General features: G+C 60.0%; 17 protein-coding genes. 6 read left to right on the top strand and 11 right to left on the bottom strand.

The annotated features are described in order from the left end of the window. The first annotated feature begins 88 nt into the window (after positions 1-88). The 3 genes from panB to glpK all read left to right on the top strand — a co-directional run bounded on the left by panB (position 89) and on the right by glpK (position 3,324). Positions 89-925: a 3-methyl-2-oxobutanoate hydroxymethyltransferase gene (panB, locus tag ACXAH8_RS16965; RefSeq protein ID WP_475219951.1), complete on the top strand. Its 837-nt coding sequence runs from the start codon at positions 89-91 to the stop codon at positions 923-925. Next, positions 922-1,773, top strand: coding sequence for a pantoate--beta-alanine ligase (gene panC / locus ACXAH8_RS16960; RefSeq protein WP_475219950.1), 852 nt, complete (start codon positions 922-924; stop codon positions 1,771-1,773). The genes panB and panC overlap by 4 nt, the downstream gene beginning before the upstream one ends. Positions 1,774-1,845: 72 nt before the next feature. Continuing rightward, positions 1,846-3,324 carry a glycerol kinase GlpK gene (gene glpK / locus ACXAH8_RS16955; protein ID WP_475219949.1) on the top strand — a complete coding sequence of 493 codons (1,479 nt, stop codon included), beginning with the start codon at positions 1,846-1,848 and terminating at the stop codon, positions 3,322-3,324. 67 nt (positions 3,325-3,391) lie between these two features. Here the strand turns inward: glpK and smpB are convergent, their stop codons facing one another. The 10 genes from smpB to ACXAH8_RS16905 all read right to left on the bottom strand — a co-directional run bounded on the left by smpB (position 3,392) and on the right by ACXAH8_RS16905 (position 11,593). Then, positions 3,392-3,868, bottom strand: a complete 477-nt coding sequence (gene smpB, locus ACXAH8_RS16950; protein WP_170379480.1) for an SsrA-binding protein SmpB — start codon at positions 3,866-3,868, stop codon at positions 3,392-3,394. A gap of 47 nt (positions 3,869-3,915) precedes the next feature. Beyond that, positions 3,916-4,458, bottom strand: a complete 543-nt coding sequence (gene idi, locus ACXAH8_RS16945) for an isopentenyl-diphosphate Delta-isomerase (RefSeq protein ID WP_170459547.1) — start codon at positions 4,456-4,458, stop codon at positions 3,916-3,918. Positions 4,459-4,662: 204 nt separating this feature from the next. Then, complete coding sequence (locus ACXAH8_RS16940) at positions 4,663-5,076, bottom strand: cytochrome c family protein (RefSeq protein WP_170379484.1); 414 nt, start codon at positions 5,074-5,076, stop codon at positions 4,663-4,665. Between the two features lie 109 nt (positions 5,077-5,185). Next, a complete protein-coding gene (locus ACXAH8_RS16935; RefSeq protein ID WP_475219948.1) occupies positions 5,186-6,199 on the bottom strand; it encodes a P1 family peptidase in 1,014 nt (337 codons plus the stop codon). A gap of 81 nt (positions 6,200-6,280) precedes the next feature. Next, positions 6,281-7,027, bottom strand: coding sequence for an SDR family oxidoreductase (locus ACXAH8_RS16930; protein ID WP_475219947.1), 747 nt, complete (start codon positions 7,025-7,027; stop codon positions 6,281-6,283). Positions 7,028-7,085: 58 nt separating this feature from the next. Then, the gene (arfB, locus tag ACXAH8_RS16925) at positions 7,086-7,505 is read right to left on the bottom strand and encodes an alternative ribosome rescue aminoacyl-tRNA hydrolase ArfB (protein ID WP_475219946.1); all 420 of its coding nucleotides are present in this window, start codon (positions 7,503-7,505) and stop codon (positions 7,086-7,088) included. Between the two features lie 264 nt (positions 7,506-7,769). Further along, positions 7,770-8,417: a queuosine precursor transporter gene (locus ACXAH8_RS16920; protein ID WP_170379493.1), complete on the bottom strand. Its 648-nt coding sequence runs from the start codon at positions 8,415-8,417 to the stop codon at positions 7,770-7,772. Positions 8,418-8,508: 91 nt separating this feature from the next. Continuing rightward, a complete protein-coding gene (locus tag ACXAH8_RS16915) occupies positions 8,509-9,393 on the bottom strand; it encodes an esterase-like activity of phytase family protein (protein WP_475219945.1) in 885 nt (294 codons plus the stop codon). Then, positions 9,366-10,229, bottom strand: coding sequence for a penicillin-insensitive murein endopeptidase (gene mepA / locus ACXAH8_RS16910; RefSeq protein WP_170722019.1), 864 nt, complete (start codon positions 10,227-10,229; stop codon positions 9,366-9,368). Before mepA ends, ACXAH8_RS16915 begins: the two co-directional genes overlap by 28 nt. After that, positions 10,226-11,593 (bottom strand): MFS transporter, encoded by a 1,368-nt coding sequence (locus tag ACXAH8_RS16905; RefSeq protein ID WP_170722020.1) that lies wholly within the window; start codon positions 11,591-11,593, stop codon positions 10,226-10,228. The genes mepA and ACXAH8_RS16905 overlap by 4 nt, the downstream gene beginning before the upstream one ends. A 129-nt stretch (positions 11,594-11,722) precedes the next feature. On the opposite strand from ACXAH8_RS16905, the gene ACXAH8_RS16900 reads away from it, so the two are divergent. The 3 genes from ACXAH8_RS16900 to yaaA all read left to right on the top strand — a co-directional run bounded on the left by ACXAH8_RS16900 (position 11,723) and on the right by yaaA (position 15,032). Further along, entirely contained in the window at positions 11,723-12,010 is a 288-nt protein-coding gene (locus tag ACXAH8_RS16900) for a YggT family protein (RefSeq protein ID WP_170472916.1), read from the top strand. Between the two features lie 78 nt (positions 12,011-12,088). Next, positions 12,089-14,128 (top strand): DNA helicase RecQ, encoded by a 2,040-nt coding sequence (gene recQ / locus ACXAH8_RS16895; protein ID WP_475219944.1) that lies wholly within the window; start codon positions 12,089-12,091, stop codon positions 14,126-14,128. Positions 14,129-14,261: 133 nt separating this feature from the next. Continuing rightward, positions 14,262-15,032, top strand: a complete 771-nt coding sequence (gene yaaA / locus ACXAH8_RS16890) for a peroxide stress protein YaaA (protein ID WP_475219943.1) — start codon at positions 14,262-14,264, stop codon at positions 15,030-15,032. A 126-nt stretch (positions 15,033-15,158) separates the two neighbouring features. Here yaaA and ACXAH8_RS16885 read toward each other — a convergent pair whose 3' ends face one another. Beyond that, positions 15,159-17,348: a response regulator gene (locus ACXAH8_RS16885; RefSeq protein WP_475219942.1), complete on the bottom strand. Its 2,190-nt coding sequence runs from the start codon at positions 17,346-17,348 to the stop codon at positions 15,159-15,161. Positions 17,349-17,375 lie beyond the last annotated feature (27 nt).

Below are 17,375 nucleotides of genomic sequence, written 5' to 3'. Positions count from 1 at the left end.
TCAAGGAAATGTTCGCGCAACCGGGGTTTCGCGGGCCCGGTCCGATCTGTTATGCCGCGCTGCAACATGAACCGTGCCGGAGCCGAGCATGAGCGCCACAGCCCGCAAAAAAGCCCCGAACGCCGAGGATATCCGCGCGCGTAAAGGCGGCGATCCTTTGGTCAGTCTGACGGCCTATACCACACCGATGGCCCGACTGATGGACGCGCATTGCGACTTTGTCCTTGTTGGCGACAGCGTCGGAATGGTGCTGCACGGGTTGGAATCGACCCTTGGCGTGACGATGGAGATGATGATCCTGCACGGTCAGGCCGTCGCGCGTGGGCTGGAAGGCGCGATGATGGTGATCGACATGCCGTTTGGCAGCTACGAGGAAAGCCCCGCGCAGGCTTTCCGCAATGCCGCTCGCCTGATGGCGGAAACCGGGGCGGGTGCGGTGAAACTGGAAGGCGGGGTCGAGATGGCCGAAACCATCCGCTTTATGGTCAAGCGCGGCATCCCGGTGATGGCCCATATCGGCCTGACGCCGCAATCCATCAACACGCTGGGCGGCTATAAGGTGCAAGGCCGCGACGAACAGGCCGACGCGGTGCTGGCTGATGCCGCCGCCGTGGCACAGGCAGGTGCGTTTTCGGTCGTGTTAGAGAAGGTTCCGCAAGGTCTGGCCGACCGGATCACGGCTGAGGTGGCAATTCCGACCATCGGCATCGGGGCCTCGGCCGGCTGTGATGGACAGATTCTTGTGGTCGACGACATGGTTGGCTTTTTCACTGCGTTCAAACCGAAATTCGTCAAACGCTATGCCGAGCTTGGCCCCTTGGCCGAAGCCGCCATTGCCGAATACGCCGCCGAAGTACGCGCCCGCACCTTCCCGGCGGATGAGCATGTGTTTGCGGATCAGGCCCCCAAAGGCGCCAGCACATGACCGCGCCAATTCTACGCCGATTGGCGGACCTGCGGGCTTTGACCACGCAATGGCACCGTGACGGAGAGATAATCGGCGTCGTCCCCACAATGGGCGCGCTGCATCAGGGGCATTTGTCACTGGTCGAGGCGGCCAAGGCCGGATGCGACCGCGTGATTGTCACGATCTTTGTGAATCCCAAACAGTTCAACAACCCCGAGGATCTGGCCAACTACCCGCGCACCGAGCATGAGGATGCCGAAAAGCTCTCCCCCTATGGTGTTGACGCGATCTATGTGCCGGACCCGGATCAGATCTATCCCGAGGGGTTCTCGACAACTGTAACGGTCGCGGGCCTGACCGATGTGATGGAGGGGCCCTTCCGCCCCGGTCACTTCGAAGGCGTCGCCACTGTCGTCGCCAAACTGTTCCTGCAAACGCAGGCGGATCGAGCCTATTTCGGCGAAAAAGACTATCAACAGCTGTTGGTCGTGCGGAGCATGGCCCGCGATTTGGATATCCCGATCGAGGTCGCCGGCTGCCCCACCGTGCGTGAACCATCAGGCTTGGCGATGTCCTCGCGCAATCTGCGCCTCTCAGCCGAAGGGCTGCAGATCGCGGCCCAGAAGAACCAGATCATGCGCGAAATGGCAAAGGCGCTGTCAAAGGGCGCGGATTTCGCGCCGCTTGCGCAAGCTGCACGGGATTCTCTGATTGAGGCTGGCTTCACCGAGGTCGAATATATCGACCTACGCTGCTCTGAGACGCTGCAGGCCCTTCCCCGCGCCGACCGCCCGGCCCGCCTGTTCGTCACCGCCTGGGCGGATGGCGTGCGGCTGATCGACAATATACCGGTTGCTGCGGCCTGATTTCTGCTCTGGCCCCTGCGCGAGTGTTTGCGCTAAAGTCCCGCAAAACACCACCGGGGGAGGAACGCGGGCATGACATATATTCTGGCTATTGATCAGGGCACGACATCATCGCGCGCAATTTTGTTTGACGCTCAGATGCAGCGCGTGGGCACGGCCCAGCAGGAATTTCCCCAGCATTTCCCGCAGGAAGGCTGGGTTGAACATGATGTCGAGGATATCTGGAACAGCGTTCTGAGCGTTTGTCAGGAGGTGATGGAGGCCACGGGCACAACGCCTGCGCAAATCGCCGGGATCGGCATCACCAACCAGCGTGAAACCACCGTGGTCTGGGACAAGACCACCGGCAAGGCGATCCACAATGCCATTGTCTGGCAGGACCGCCGCACCGCCGATATCTGCGCCCGCTACAAACAGGCCGGGTGCGAGGATGATGTGACTCTGCAAACCGGGCTGCTGTTAGACCCTTATTTCTCGGGCACCAAGGTCAAATGGCTGTTGGATACCGTTCCGGGCGCCCGCGAAAAGGCCGAAGCCGGAGAGCTGCTATTCGGCACCATCGACAGTTTCCTGATCTGGCGGTTGACCGAAGGGCGCAACCACGTCACCGATGCCACCAACGCCGCCCGGACCCTGTTGTTCGACATCCACAAAGGCGCATGGAGCGCTGAGATCTGCGATCTGCTGGACGTCCCGATGGCGATGCTGCCAGAGGTGCTGGATTGCGCTGCTGATTTCGGTGCGACAACGCTGCTTGGCGGCAATATCCCTATTCTGGGCGTGGCCGGGGACCAGCAGGCCGCCACTATCGGACAGGCTTGTTTCCAGCCCGGCATGATGAAATCGACCTATGGCACTGGCTGTTTCGCTCTGTTGAACACCGGCACGCAGCCGGTTGCCTCGAAGAATCGTCTGCTCACCACGGTCGGGTATCAGCTGGATGGGCAGCGGACTTATGCGTTGGAAGGCTCGATCTTTATCGCCGGGGCCGCCGTTCAGTGGCTGCGCGACGCGCTGCAAATCATCGACTCGGCCCCGCAGAGCGGCGATCTGGCCAAGCAGGCCGATCCGAACCAGCATGTGGTGCTGGTGCCCGCCTTCACCGGTCTGGGCGCGCCCTATTGGAAACCGGATTGCCGTGGCGCGATGTTCGGACTGACCCGCAACTCGGGCCGGGCCGAAATCACCCGTGCCACACTGGAAAGCATCGCGTTCCAGACCCGAGACCTGTGGCACGCCATGCAGGGTGACTGGGGGGCCGAGGCAGAGGTGATCCTGCGCGTCGATGGCGGGATGAGCGCTTCTGACTGGGCCATGCAGGGCCTCTCGAACATTCTGGGCGCGCCAGTGGATCGGCCCGTGATGCAGGAAACAACCGCCTTGGGGGCGGCATGGCTGGCGGGCATGAAGGCCGGAATCTATCCCGATCAGGACGGTTTCGCCGAGACATGGCAGTTGGACCAGCGATTCGAGCCTGACATGCCGCAAGAGGACCGCGACGCCGCCTATGCCCGTTGGCAACGCGCCGTTCAGGCAGCCATGGCATTCTGATCACGCGATCTGCAGTCGCCGGGTAAGCCGGGCTTCAGCTCGGCGCAGCCCTCAATTGCGGTTCGAGTTAGCTGTGATCTTTCATCAACCGCTGCTTCTGCCGCGACCAATCCCTCTTGGCCTGGGTTTCGCGCTTATCATGCAGCTTTTTACCCTTGGCGATCCCGATCTTCAGCTTCGCCCGGCCCTTGTGGTTGAAATACAGCACCAGCGGCACGAGCGTCATGCCCTTGCGCTGGGTTGCATTCCAAAGGTTCGACAGTTCTTTGCGCGACACCAACAGCTTGCGGCGGCGGCGTTCTTCATGCTTGAAAACCTTGGCTTGCTCATAGGGGGCAATGTAGCTGTTGATCAGCCATAGCTCTCCGTCATCGACTGAGGCATAGCTTTCGGCGATGTTCGACCCACCCGCCCGTAGGGATTTGACCTCAGAGCCCTCCAGCATGATGCCGCACTCGATATCCTCTTCGATTGCGTAATCGAAGCGGGCGCGCCGATTCTCGGCGATGACTTTGTAATTCGGGTCTGTCTTCTGCTTGGCCATGACGCGATGATGTAGGCGGCTTGGGCGGTCCTTGCAAGGCGCAGGGACTACCTCTTGGCCGAGATGATCAGATCTGGGCCAAAAATCGTGTCGGCATGGTTGGCGAGGTAGATCTTGAGCCACGGCGTGAAACGGGTGGGATGGCGGCGTACTTCAGCCAGCAGATCGTGATAGTCGATCCAACGGATATCCATCACTTCGTCCGGGTTAGGCTCGATTTTCAAAGGTCCGCGGACATGGGCGAGGAAGACATCAACGACCTCATGTTCCACCATGCTGTTGCCGACATCAGCGTGATATTCCAGCCGATGGCGGTATTCCGGATAGAGGCCGGTGATCCCCAATTCCTCTCGCAGGCGGCGCACAGCACAGGCCGAGGCGCTTTCGTTCCAGTCGGGATGCGTGCAGCAGGTATTCGCCCAAAGACCCGGCGTATGATATTTGCCCATGGCGCGACGCTGCAGCAGAATTTCGGTGCCCCGCACGACAAAGACAGACACGGCCTTGTGCTTGAGGCCCTTTTCATGCGCCTCCAGCTTGTCGACGGGGGTCAATTGGCCATCAACCCAGGCCGGAATCATCAATCCCATCTGTCATCTCCTGATGCCGATCCGCCGGAACGGCGGGAATTTGGGGTTATGCAATGGCCAGATCGGCGTGGCGGGTCGGTGTCATAGGGCTGAGCACGGGCACCGCATGGAACGAAGGTGGCAATGATTGGTCAGGTTATCAATCGCACGAAAGGCCGCAGGTGTGCGGCCTTTCGTCATGTCCAACAGGATTTTCGTCCGAATTTATTCGCCAGAGACGCTCACGATGTAGGCATAGACATCCTCGCCGCCGTTTTTCAGACGGAAAGACATCTTGGATTTGGCCGCGGTCTCGCCCAAGTAATCCTTCAAGAACGCTTTGGGGTCCTGCGAATAGGCGACGAAGGTCTCTTCGTCCCAGACCAGCCCGTTTTCACCGGCAGCAACGATGCTGTCGCCGTATTTGAACCCCTCATAGGTGCCCGCAGTCCGACCTGCGATGCCATAGAGGTTCGGCCCGGTCTTGCCGCCCTTGACGATCACTTCGCCCTCGGGGTCCGCGATCATGTGGCAGGATTTGCACTTGTTAAAGGCTTTCTTGCCTGCTTCGGCGTCGCCTTCCGCATAGGCTGGCAGGGCCAGCAGGCCGATGATTGCTGTAGCTAGGATGCGATTCATATTTTGGCTCCGATACTTGGTGGCTTGCGCAGATGGTGCTTTTGAGCGGCCCAGAGTCAACGGGCAGATTGCCGCGCATACGCGCCTTTATGCGCCTGTGTGGGCGTTTCTAATCTGTTGCGTTCAGCGTCGACCAGCAAGGTAGCAAATCGTCGTAGACGGGTTTCGCAAGATAAACCGCCCGTGCGATCGCCCGCGCCAGGCAGAGAGAGGCCGCGTGACCGATCTGCCCAAGCTCGGCCTCGGAGGTCATAGGTTTTGCCCCGGTGCTGACACCAAACACCAGATCGCCATCGCCCGGCGTATGCGCGGGAACGATTGCGCGCGCGATCCCATCATGGGCGGCGACCGCAAGTCTCTGACATTGAGGTTTGGAGAGGGCCGCGTCGGTGGCAACGATTGCTATCGTCGTGTTGGCCTTCTGCGGGTCGGCACGCATGGCCTGCGACTTACGGCTGATTTGCGATTGGCCCAGTCCGGCGCTGGGATCAGGCCCTAAACCGCCGAATTCATCGCCAATCTCGAACGGGGCGGCCCAGAAGTGGCGATCACCCCGCGTTGTCACACTACCCAGCGGGTTCGCTGCCACCAAAGCGCCAACGGTCACTCCGCTGTCCAAAACGAATGAGGCCGAACCCAGCCCGCCTTTGTGCATCGCCGCCAAGGCTCCGGTCCCTGCCCCAGTTGTGCCCAGGGTGAAATCCTTGCTGGCGGTCTCAAATGCCTTGCGTCCCAAAGCGTGGTAAGGGTTCTCGTCCCATGCCTTGTCACCACCGTTCAACAGGTCGAACAGGATTGCGCCGGGAACGATTGGGACCTTGATATCGCCGACAGGAAATCCCCGGTCTTGTGCCCGTAGCGCGTCCGAGACGCCCGAGCAGGCATCCAGACCAAAGGCCGATCCACCGGACAAAGTGATGGCGTCGACATGGGTGACGGATTTGTCGGGGGCCAGCAGGTCGGTTTCGCGCGTGCCGGGAGCCCCGCCCATCACGTGGACCGAGGCAGTGAACGGCGCGTCGGCTGTCAGAACCGTTGTGCCGGACTTCAGCGCTGTCTCCTGCGCATTGCCGACCTTAAGGCCGGGGACATCGGTGATAAGGTTTCGGGCTCCGGGGGTCATTTTCGCCTTTTGTGTTGGGCCGAAAGCGCGCTAGCGCGCGCTGCCTCCGGCGGAGGTATTTTTGGCCAGATGAAGAGCGGATCAGATACAGCGGCCACCGTCGACCTCGAGCGCTGTGCCGGTGATCATGCTGGCCTCGTCCGAGCAGAGAAACAGGGCCGCGTTGGCCATGTCCTGTGGGGTTGAAAAGCGACCAAGCGGGATGGTTGAGAGGAACTTGGCGCGAATCTCGGGCGTATCTTCGCCCATGAAGGATTTCAGCAGCGGCGTTTCCCCCGCGACCGGGCAGATGGCATTGACCCGCACGCCAGAGGGGGCCAGTTCGACCGCCATTGTTTTCGTCGCGGTGATCATCCAACCCTTGGAGGCATTGTACCAGTTCAGATTGGGGCGCGGCGACAGCCCTGCGGTTGAGGCAACGTTGAGGATCGCCCCGGCACCTCGCGCCTTCATCGCCGGGACAAAGGCGCGGGCAGTCAGGTATACTGACTTCATGTTCACGTTGAATACGCGGTCAAAATCCTCTTCGCTCACGTCTTCCAGCGGGGTGGGCAGATGAGTGACGCCCGCGTTGTTGACCAGAATATCGAGCTGTCCAAAGGCGGCCTCGACCGCGTCGGCCATGGCCTGAACCGACGCGCCGTCGCTGACATCCACCTGTTGCGCCATGGCGGCGGAGCCCAGTTGCGCCGCCAGGTCCTGCGCCGCGTCGCCGTTGATGTCAGCGATCATCACGCGCGCGCCTTCGATCAGGAATTTCTGTACAATTCCCGCCCCGAATCCGGATGCACCGCCGGTGACGATTGCGGTTTTGCCGTTCAGCCTCACGTCGTTACCCCTCCTGCCAGTCAGGGGCAGAGTAGCAACGCATCCCAAAGATACCAGATCATTCTTCCGAGACTTTGCCGCGCAGCGCCTTGACGTCGCCACGGGCTTTTTTCGCCGCCAGCCGCCGTTTGACCGACCCATAGGTCGGCTTCGTCGCGACCCGTCGTTTGGGTTTGACCAGCGCTCGGGCGATCAATTCGGCCAGTCGGGCCCGGGCAAGTTCGCGGTTGCGGGCCTGCGACCGGGTTTCTTCGCATTGAATGATGATTGCGCCATCCTTGGTCCAGCGCCGCCCGGCCAGACGTTTCAGGCGGTTCTTCACCGGCTCCGGCAGGGATGGAGAGCGTGAAGCCTCAAACCGAAGCTCGACTGCGGTCGAGACCTTGTTGACGTTCTGCCCACCGGGACCGGAGGAGCGGACAAAGCTCTCGGTCATTTCCCAATCCTGCAGAATGATATCGTCTGTGATGCGCAACATGGGTCAGACCTTACAAGGCGCGGGAGGAAACAGAAAGGGCCGCCCCGGTGGGACGGCCCTTCGAAAGTACAAGGAGGTCGGGTCGGTTAGATCAATCGACCAGCCGGAGCGAGCGCTCCGCCAAGGGCTGCCCTAGCAGGCTTCCCCCCCGGTTGTTCCAACACCTCTCTCCAATCTCTTTCTTGACACTGGATCACCTCCTTTTCTATCTGTTGCGGTTAGTTTTGAGCCTGACACAAGATGCGCCATTCTCAAAGCACTTTTTTACGCAGGCTGTGCGGCGGTCAGACGGGCGACGATCACCTTGAACGGGATCAGGGCAATCAGGGCCAGTGACAGCTTCACCAGCCAGTCCGCAAAGGCCAGCGTGACCCACAGCGGAGCCATCGGGCCGGACAGCATGAACGGCACAGGCTCCCATGCCCAGTTGATTGCTGCGTCAGCGTTGGCACCGAAGAAAGTGACCGAGGCCGAGAAGGCCAGTGTAAAGAAGATTGCAGTGTCCAGCGCCGATCCGACCAGAGTCGAAACCAACGGCGCTCGCCACCAGCGGCCACCACGCATGGCGTTGAACACGGTGACATCGGTCAGCTGCGCGATCAGGAAGGCGGTGCCCGAGGCAACAGCGATCCGCAGCGGTACGGCGGCATAGGTGAAACCATCGCCCTGCAGCATGATCTGGCTACCGATCAGCGAGCAGATGATACCGGTGACAAACCCGGCGAACACGACCTTGCGGGCCGGACCCACGCCATAGACGCGGTTCATGATGTCAGTGACTAGGAAGGCCAGCGGATAGGTGAAAGCACCCCAGGTCAGCAGACCGTCGAGGATCAGGAACTGAACCAGAATGTTCGAGGCCACAACAATGGCGGCCATGGCAAGGATGCCGGGAATATAAGAGCGTTGCATTTTCAGATGCCCGTTTTGACAAGGTAGCGGCGACTTGGCCAAGGGCTCATCCCAAGGCAAGCCGTGCGTTTAGACCCTTGGTCTGGTCCTGTCAATCGGGCAGGAGGTATTCCACCAGCTCAGTCCGCTGCAGCGCCAGAAAGTTATCGTCCGAGATCATCGTTGCGCGCAGGCGGTTCTGATCGTCGCGCCAGACCGACAGACCTTCGAGGTTGTCATGTGTACCGGTTTCGGTTTCCAGCAGAACCTCCTCGGCGTGTGGTGTGTCATTTGAGACGTCCCATCGGCGCAGGCGGGTCCGAAATCCGATGAATGCGACCGAACGCTCAAGCACATAGAAGCGCCCATCTGGGCCGAAATCAGCCGCAACGGGCAGGAAGCGATCCCGCGGTGGAAGGGTAAAAGGGGTCGACCAGGTGGTCCCGTTCCAGCGAAAAACCGGAATATCGCCGCTCGCCGTGCGGGTTTTCTCCGGCAGGGTATAGAGGTGCCCTTGCCCGTCAATCGCCAGCCCTTCGAAAGAACCGTTGCGATTCAGCGTGCTGAAGGCGTGAGGGCGCGGCATAACCAACGCGTTAGCCTCCGAAGAGCTATAATAGGCCACGCGATGAACACCTTCGAAGGACACGAAAAAGCCGCCACCTGGCGCAAGGGCGATTCCTTCGGAGTCCCCCGCCCGGCCGCTCAGCTTACGCCCCATGCTGGACAGAAGCGGCCCGCGGTTTTGCACTTCGACACCCGATATCGCATCTCCATCGCGCGTGATCCGTGCCGTGACCAGAGTTGCTCGGTCGCTCAGGAGGGTGACGTAGGATCCGTCGTCGCTCAGGTGTATGGCCGAGAAGCCACCGAACCAATCGGTGGCCTCGACCCATGTGTAGCTGCCCAGAAATGTGGCGCTCTTGATCTCAACCGCTGCGACCTGACCGGCCCACAAAGCAGCGGCAATCAGTTGGACGACAAAACGGCAGCGCATTGCTGGGGCAGATCGGCCAAAACATATTCGCGACGTTTCTTTGGCGCAGGCGCGTTCGGATCTGGTGGCGGAGGGTTGAGGATATTGTTGACCCATTCCTGCGCCTGTGCGCAGCCATCACCCTTTGGCGGCGGGTCCTGATTGACGCAGCCTTTAGACCCGCGCGGGCATTTCAGGCGCACATGGAAGTGGTAGTGATGGCCCCACCAAGGCCGGATCTTGCGCAGATAAGCCCGGTTGCCCTTTTCTTCCTTGCACATCTGAACCTTGGCACCTGGGAACACAAAAATCCGCGCGACTCGCTTGTCCTTTGCGGCTGCTCGCAGAACGGCGTGGTGCTGTTTGGTCCAGTTTCCGTTGACGAAGGCTCCGTTCGCGCGACGCAGGGAAATGGACGAGATATTCTCACGCGCGTTACGCGACAGCCGCATGTTGTCTCCGGGCAGCATCCAGATATCGATATCCAGCCCCAATTGGTGCGAGCGATGGCCCGAGGTCATCGGCCCGCCCCGTGGCTGGCTGATGTCCCCGACATAGAGACCATTCCAGCCCGGCTGCTTGGCCGCAAACCGGCTGAGGTCTTGAACGTAATCTATTGCCTCGGGGTGGCCCCAGTTGCGATTGCGGGACAGGCGCATCGCCTGCCATGTCGGCCCGGTTTCAGGCAGCTGCACTGATCCGGCGGCACATCCGCGCGAATAACTGCCGAAAGCGGCTGGTTTTTGTTGTGAGCTTTGCTTTTGCGCCCCGAACAATTGCTTGGCTAAGGGCTGCGCCCCCGCCGTGCCTGCCCATGCGATCGTGGCTAATAGTGCCAAAAAACGTAGTAAAATCATCTGCTCTGATCCCCTTCCGGCTTTACCCAGCGCATCAGGAATAGACCCAGAATAAACAACAGAATGATCGGTGACACCCCTAGTCTTGCACTACCGGTCACAGTTGTTGCGACGCCAATCAGCAAAGGCGCGGCAAAGGCGGTCGCACGGCCGGACAAGCCATAAAGGCCGAAACTTTCAACCGGAGCTGTGGGATCGGTATGGCGCACCATCATTGAGCGGCTGGCGGATTGCAGAACCCCGCCCATCCCGCCGATCAGGATGCCACAGCCGAAAAACACCATGTCGGGCAGTCCGGACCCTTCGGGCAGTGCAATGCCGTAAATCTGCGTCCGGTCCATCGAAACGACAGTGATACAGACAAAGATCAGCACCCAGATTGCAACCAGAATGACCGGTTTAGGGCCGTATTTCCGATCCAACTTGCCCCCGATCCACGCAAAAATGGCGGAGGCCAGAACGCTGACAATCCCGAAGACACCGATCTTGATCAGATCCCACTCCAGAACCAGCCGCGCATAGACCCCACCAAAGCTGTAAAGCCCGTTCAACGCGTCGCGGTAAAACATCGACGACCCGAGATAAGTCGCCAGACTGACCCGATGCCGCAGGTTCGAAATAGAGTGCCCCAGCAGGCGCAGCGCCTCGGCGAAACTGCCGGTTTTCTCGGCGTTTGTGTCATCGCGCACCCACAGGAAATAGGGCACCATGAACAAAACAAACCACGCGGCAGTGAAAGGCCCGACAAAGCGCGTGCCCTCACGAGTGGCGGCATCAAGTCCCAAAGCAGGTTCTATCCCGATCAACGTTTTGCCGTTGGCCTGCTCGACAAACAACGCCAGCATGATCGCCAGCGATATCAACCCTCCGAAGTATCCGAAGGCAAAACCCGAGCCCGAGATCTCACCCACCTGATTATCGTCGCCCAGATCAGGCAGCTGCGAGTTGATGAAGATCAGCGCATACTCTGCCCCGACAAAGCCCAGCCCGAAGGCCGACAGCATCAGCCACATGTTTGAACCGTCGGGCATCGTGTACCAAAGTGCGGCGGACCCCACCACATACATCACCGAAAACGCAAAAATCCACGGTATGCGGCGACCCGAAACATCTGCCATTGCCCCAAGCAGAGGCGCGCCGAAAGCGATGATCAGCCCGGTGATGGTCAGGCAATTGGCCCAGACCGTCTGCGCCCGTGCGGCGGCGGCTTGCGGGTCCAGCCCGGCATCGGTGAAATACCCTGCGGCGACCCCGGCGAAATAGGGGCCGAATACAAAGGTAACCAGCAGCGTGTGATAAGGCTGAGACGCCCAATCAAAAAACCACCAGCCCCAGATGCGCTTGCGATTGGAAATCTCTGCCATGACTGCCCCAGTTATTCTTTTGTCCAATAAGACGGGTGTTTGGCCCATTTCGCAAGCTTTCAGTTGGCGCAGGCTTGCTCTTTGCGGCGTGTGTGCTTAGGTCTTTTTCGGTGAAAGAACGGAGTACCCATGCTGTCGCTGATCCAAATCTTGCTGCTGATCCTGGACATTGTCTGGTTCATCATCCTCGCCCACGTGATCATGAGCTGGCTGATCAATTTCCAGGTGCTTAACCTGCACCAACAGCTGGTCGCGCAGATCTGGTACGGCCTGAACCGCATACTTGAACCGATCTACGGCCCCATCCGCCGTATCCTGCCGAACATGGGCGGGCTGGATCTGACCCCTCTGGTCGTGCTGATCGGGGTCTATGCGGCGCGGATCATCCTGATCAACAATGCCGGCTATTTCGTCTGACCTCTTGTTCACCGAATCTTAGTATGTGATTGTCCTGTCTTAAGAGCAGATAAACCTTAAAACAGGGCAACCCCGCACATGTTCGACGCCGCACCCCTGCTGCGAGATGTCTTTGGATTCGACGACTTCCGCCCCGGTCAGGAAGAGATCGTCGATGCTGTAACTGCAGGCGAAAACGTGTTGGCAATCATGCCAACGGGCGGCGGCAAATCCCTGTGTTATCAATTGCCTGCACTGCTGCGCGACGGTGTGACGGTCGTGATCTCTCCTTTGATCGCTTTGATGCGCGATCAGGTCCGAGGCTTGCAGGAAGCCGGGGTTGAAGCCGGCGCGTTGACCTCGGGCAATACACCCGAAGAAACCGACGCGGTGTGGGAGGCGTTGGAGTCCGGACGGCTCAAGCTGCTTTACATGGCGCCCGAGCGTCTGGCGGCCGGGTCCGCGCTGGGCATGTTGCGTCGGATCAATGTCAGCCTGATCGCCGTGGATGAGGCGCATTGCGTCAGCCAATGGGGTCATGATTTTCGCCCCGACTATCTGCGGATCGGAGAGCTGCGGCGCGCCCTGAACGTGCCTCTGGCCGCGTTCACCGCCACGGCGGATGCCGAAACGCAAGATGAGATCGTCGAGAAACTGTTCGACGGAGGCGCCCCGCGCAAGTTTCTGCGGGGGTTTGATCGGCCCAACATCCATCTGGCCTTTGCCGCCAAGGATGGTCCCCGCAAACAGATCCTCGCCTTCGCCGCCGCGCGCAAAACCCAACCCGGTATCGTCTATTGTGGTACCCGCAACAAGACCGAAGTTCTGGCTAAGGCTCTGCGCGACGAAGGGCATTCGGCTTGTCACTATCACGGCGGTATGGACCCAGAGGACCGGCGCATCGTCGAAACGCGTTTTGCGCGCGAGGACGGGTTGATCGTCGTCGCCACCGTGGCTTTCGGGATGGGCATAGACAAACCCGATATCCGCTGGGTCGCCCATGCGGACTTGCCGAAATCCATCGAAGCCTACTATCAGGAGATCGGCCGCGCAGGTCGTGATGGTGGTCCGGCTGAAACCCTGACTCTATTCGGCCCCGACGACATTCGCTTGCGGCGGTCTCAGGTGGATGAAGGCCTCGCCCCGCCCGAACGGCGCATGGCGGATCATGCGCGTCTGAACGCTCTGCTGGGTCTGGCCGAGGCGTTGGTGTGCCGTCGTCAAACTCTGCTGGGCTATTTCGGAGAAACGGCCGAACCCTGCGGGAAATGCGATCTCTGCGACACCCCTCCCGAGGTTTTTGATGGCACAACCCCCGTCCGTATGGCGCTTTCGGCGATTCTGCGGACCGAGGAATGGTTTGGCAGTGGCCATCTGATCGACATCCTGCTCGCCAATGAAACCGACAAGATCCGCGCGCGCCGCCATGATACGCTGTCGACCTGGGGTATCGGCAAAGACTGGTCGCGCCCGCAATGGCAGGCGATCTTTCGGCAGATGATGGGCCATGATCTGGTCCGCCCCGACCCCGAACGCCACGGTGCCCTGCGCATGACCGAGGCCGCCAAACCGATCCTCAAGGGCGAGGCGCAGATCAACCTGCGCAAGGATACGATCCGCAAAGCCACACGCCGCCCTGCGGTCAAGGCTATGGTGGCCGAAGAAGACGCTCCGCTGCTCTCTGCCCTCAAAGCCAAGCGCCGGGCGCTGGCCGAAACCCAGCGCGTTCCGGCCTATGTCATCTTCCCCGACCGCACCCTGATCGAAATGGCCGAGAAACGTCCGCAAACACTGGACGACATGGCCCGGATCGGAGGGGTCGGGGCCAAAAAACTTGAACGCTATGGCGACACCTTCCTTGAGGTCATTGCTGGGGCCGTAGAAGCGGTCCACCCTGCGCGGCGCAAGCTGGCCGGGCGCGAGCAAGGCGAGATTTACGACCGCCTGCTTGAGGTGCAGTCACAATTGTCACGCGGGCCAGAGGGGATCGACAAGCCGCTGAGCTGCACGGCCTCGCAACTGGCGAAGGTGGCGCAGATGCGACCCGATGATCTGCGCGGGGTCGAACAGGTGTTGGGTGATCGTCGTCACGAAAGGTTTGGGGCGGCCTTTCTGGATGTGCTGCGGCAAGAGGGCTAGGTCGTTTCGCGTTTGAAAGGCGTCAAAAGACGCTGCCTCTCTCTTCGGTCGAACGCGCCTTTCGACAAAAGCACTTTTGATGAAACGCAAAACGACCTAAATACGCCCTATCAGGCAAGAAACGAGGGCGGATATGCTGGTAGTGATTTCCCCGGCCAAGCGGCTGGACTGGGCAGAGCGGGATGTTGACACCACGCAACCCGACTTTCAGGACGATGCGAATCGTCTGTCCAAGACCGCGCGCAACCTGACACTGGGCGACCTCAAGAAACTGATGGACCTCAGCGATGATCTGGCCCGGTTGAACAGGGACCGCTATCGCGCCTTCGCCGACGCGCCCGAGCTTGAGGCCACCCGCCCCGCCGCACTGGCCTTTGCCGGTGACACCTATCAAGGGCTGGAGGCAGCCTCGCTGGACGCTGATGAGATGGTATGGGCGCAGGACCACCTACGGATCCTGTCCGGCCTTTACGGCGTACTACGCCCTCTGGACGCGATTCAGCCCTACCGGTTGGAAATGGGCAGTAAACTGAAAACTCGGCGCGGCAAGAACCTTTATGAATATTGGCGCGATCAGCTCAGCAAAGCACTGAATGCGCAAGGGGCTGAGGTTGGCAGCGAGGTCCTGGTTAACTGCGCCAGTCAGGAGTACTTCGGGGCGGTCGACCTGAAAGCGTTGAATTTGAAGGTCATCACTCCGGTCTTCATGGAGGACAAAGCCGGTACGCCCAAAACCGTTAGCTTTTTCGCCAAGAAAGCGCGCGGCGCGATGGCGCGGTACATCATTCAGCATCGCCTGACTGATCCGGCCGGGTTGCTGGATTTTGACAGCGGCGGCTATGAATACCGCCCCGATCTGTCGGAGGACGATAGGCCCGTTTTCGTACGCCCTTACACCGCGTAGAGGGCAGGAAGCGAGGGGCCAGCCCGCCGCCATTTGGGCTCTAACCAATGGCGCACCAATGATGGCTCCCCGAGATATTTATAGCCAGATGAAGTGGGGATCCCTTTTCACGGTTCTTTTACCTGATCACCGCCTCCCAGACGTGATAGGTTTGGCATCCTCGGGACAGTGGTCCAGGATCATTTGCTGGATGAGGTTCTTGTGCAGCGGTTTGGTCAGGTAGTGATCCAAACCAGCCTCCAGAATACCTTGATCCTCCCCCGCCATGGCATGAGCTGTCAGGGCGACTATGGGCACGTGGCGGTTGGTTTCAACCTCGCGGCGGCGGATTTCTGCGGTGGCTTGTTTGCCATCCATCTGGGGCATCGAAATGTCCATGAAGATCAAATCGGGTGAAAACTCCTGATAGAGATCAACAGCCTCTTGCCCGTTACCCGCGAAACGCAAGTCGATGTTCAGATCCTTGACCATCTTCTTCAGGATCAGCTGGTTGGTCCTGTTATCCTCGGCCGCCAGAACGCGCATTACGCGGTTCCCGATTGGGTGGGTCTCAGGCTTAGGTTGAGGCGAGGTATCTGGCTGAGATACAGGATCCCCCAAAGCGATCAGTCGACTGTAAAGCTCGGACCGGGGGATAGGCTTTTGCAAGACGCCTTCTATCAAATGTCGCGCGGGGCTGGCGTGAATGACGCCCGGATTGGTGGACATGATGACCACTGGCAATTCAGTCCAGCCGCGCTCGTGCAGGATGGTCGCAAGCTCCATCCCGTCCATGTCGGGCAGGTCGTGATCGCATAGGAACAGATCAATCGAGGGGTCCAGTTTCGACAGCGCTTCGCCTCCGGAAGCACAGACCGTTACCTTTGCCCCAAGGCGCCCCAGCTGCTTGGCGAGGATGGCCCGGTTGGCCGCCATATCCTCAACCAGGATCACGTGTTTCAGGCACCCTTGCAGGTCGGGCGGAGAGGGTTGCGGCCCCTCGGCAGTGGGCAGAGTCACCCGGAAGCCAAAGCACGACCCTTGCCCAACTTCGCTTTCGACCCAGACATTGCCCCCCATCATGGTGATCAGGCGTTTTGTGATCACGAGGCCCAGCCCTGTCCCTTCGAATTGGCGATTGCGCTCATCTTCGACCTGATTGAACTCACCAAAGATGTGATTGATCTTGTTGTCCTCGATCCCGATGCCGGTGTCTTCGATGGCGATGTGGACATCGCAGTCCTGCCGGTCCGGATGGGGGACACCGGTCACTCGGATCAACACATGCCCCTCGCTGGTGAACTTGACGGCATTGCCCACAAGGTTGGTCAAAACCTGCCGCACGCGACCCGGATCCCCCACGAACAGCGTCGGCAGGAAGAGGTCGTAATCCACCAGCAGCGTCAGGCCCTTATCCCGCACGCTGGGCTGCAGCAACATCGCAACCTCAAGGATGCAGCGTTCGAGATCAAATTGCTCGGGGTGCAGGATCAGTTTGTCCGCTTCGATTTTGGAATAATCCAGCACATCGTTGATGATAACCAGAAGCGCCTCACCCGAGTTGCGGATCGTGTTGACATAGAGGCGCTGTTCTTCATCCATCGGTGTTTCGGACAGTAACTCGGTCATGCCAACGATGCCGTTCATGGGCGTGCGGATTTCATGGCTCATATTCGCCAGAAAGGCCGATTGGGCGCGGCTCGCAGCCTCGGCGCGGTCGCGTGCAGCCTGCAATTCGGCCTCATGCCGGACGGATGCGGTGATGTTCAGGGCAAGGCTGACCACATCTCCGCCGCTGCCACGCTGGTCGATCAGGCGGATGTATTGACCATTCCACAGTTGGATCACTTCGGGTGGCGGATTGGCCCGTGCCCAGCGTCTTTGCATGCGGGCCTGCCAGTCCCCGGCCTTTTCCGCGCCAGTGTCGACGATGCCTTCGTTGGTCAGAAGTTCGAGAATGCGCGTGTAAGGGATACCCGGCGCGACCTCATCCAGACCTTCGAACACGCTCAGATAAGCAGTATTGGCCCCAATCAGACAGCTGTCATCGTCGAAAAAGGCAAAGCCGTCCTGAATGGTCTGGATCGAATGCCACAGGCGACGCTCGGCCACTTCGACCTTGGCATGGGCCTCGGTCAGGTCGGATTTGACCTTTTCATTCTCATCCCGGACGGTTTCAACCTCAGCCTGGGTTTCGCCGATGCGTTTGGTCAGGGCCATCGCATGGCGGCCCAGTTTGCGGTTGGCCGAGGACAGCTCGGCCTGTTTCAGCGCCAACATCCGTTCCGCCACCAGGCGCGCGCGCCGTTCCTGTACCAGTTTTTGTGCAAGGCTCATGATGCGTAATTCCGGTCTGCTCTGCCG

The organism is Ruegeria sp. ABV3_008 (assembly GCF_056161185.1).
This window is presented reverse-complemented; position numbering and strand designations above follow the sequence as displayed.

What these genes read in the sequence shown, in the direction of transcription:
- panB (WP_475219951.1), top strand. Translation starts at nt 89, where the DNA reads ATGAGCGCCACAGCCCGCAAAAAAGCCCCGAACGCCGAGGATATCCGC.
- panC (WP_475219950.1), top strand. Translation starts at nt 922, where the DNA reads ATGACCGCGCCAATTCTACGCCGATTGGCGGACCTGCGGGCTTTGACC.
- glpK (WP_475219949.1), top strand. Translation starts at nt 1,846, where the DNA reads ATGACATATATTCTGGCTATTGATCAGGGCACGACATCATCGCGCGCA.
- smpB (WP_170379480.1), bottom strand. Translation starts at nt 3,868, where the DNA reads ATGGCCAAGCAGAAGACAGACCCGAATTACAAAGTCATCGCCGAGAAT.
- idi (WP_170459547.1), bottom strand. Translation starts at nt 4,458, where the DNA reads ATGGGATTGATGATTCCGGCCTGGGTTGATGGCCAATTGACCCCCGTC.
- ACXAH8_RS16940 (WP_170379484.1), bottom strand. Translation starts at nt 5,076, where the DNA reads ATGAATCGCATCCTAGCTACAGCAATCATCGGCCTGCTGGCCCTGCCA.
- ACXAH8_RS16935 (WP_475219948.1), bottom strand. Translation starts at nt 6,199, where the DNA reads ATGACCCCCGGAGCCCGAAACCTTATCACCGATGTCCCCGGCCTTAAG.
- arfB (WP_475219946.1), bottom strand. Translation starts at nt 7,505, where the DNA reads ATGTTGCGCATCACAGACGATATCATTCTGCAGGATTGGGAAATGACC.
- ACXAH8_RS16920 (WP_170379493.1), bottom strand. Translation starts at nt 8,417, where the DNA reads ATGCAACGCTCTTATATTCCCGGCATCCTTGCCATGGCCGCCATTGTT.
- ACXAH8_RS16915 (WP_475219945.1), bottom strand. Translation starts at nt 9,393, where the DNA reads ATGCGCTGCCGTTTTGTCGTCCAACTGATTGCCGCTGCTTTGTGGGCC.
- mepA (WP_170722019.1), bottom strand. Translation starts at nt 10,229, where the DNA reads ATGATTTTACTACGTTTTTTGGCACTATTAGCCACGATCGCATGGGCA.
- ACXAH8_RS16905 (WP_170722020.1), bottom strand. Translation starts at nt 11,593, where the DNA reads ATGGCAGAGATTTCCAATCGCAAGCGCATCTGGGGCTGGTGGTTTTTT.
- ACXAH8_RS16900 (WP_170472916.1), top strand. Translation starts at nt 11,723, where the DNA reads ATGCTGTCGCTGATCCAAATCTTGCTGCTGATCCTGGACATTGTCTGG.
- recQ (WP_475219944.1), top strand. Translation starts at nt 12,089, where the DNA reads ATGTTCGACGCCGCACCCCTGCTGCGAGATGTCTTTGGATTCGACGAC.
- yaaA (WP_475219943.1), top strand. Translation starts at nt 14,262, where the DNA reads ATGCTGGTAGTGATTTCCCCGGCCAAGCGGCTGGACTGGGCAGAGCGG.
- ACXAH8_RS16885 (WP_475219942.1), bottom strand. Translation starts at nt 17,348, where the DNA reads ATGAGCCTTGCACAAAAACTGGTACAGGAACGGCGCGCGCGCCTGGTG.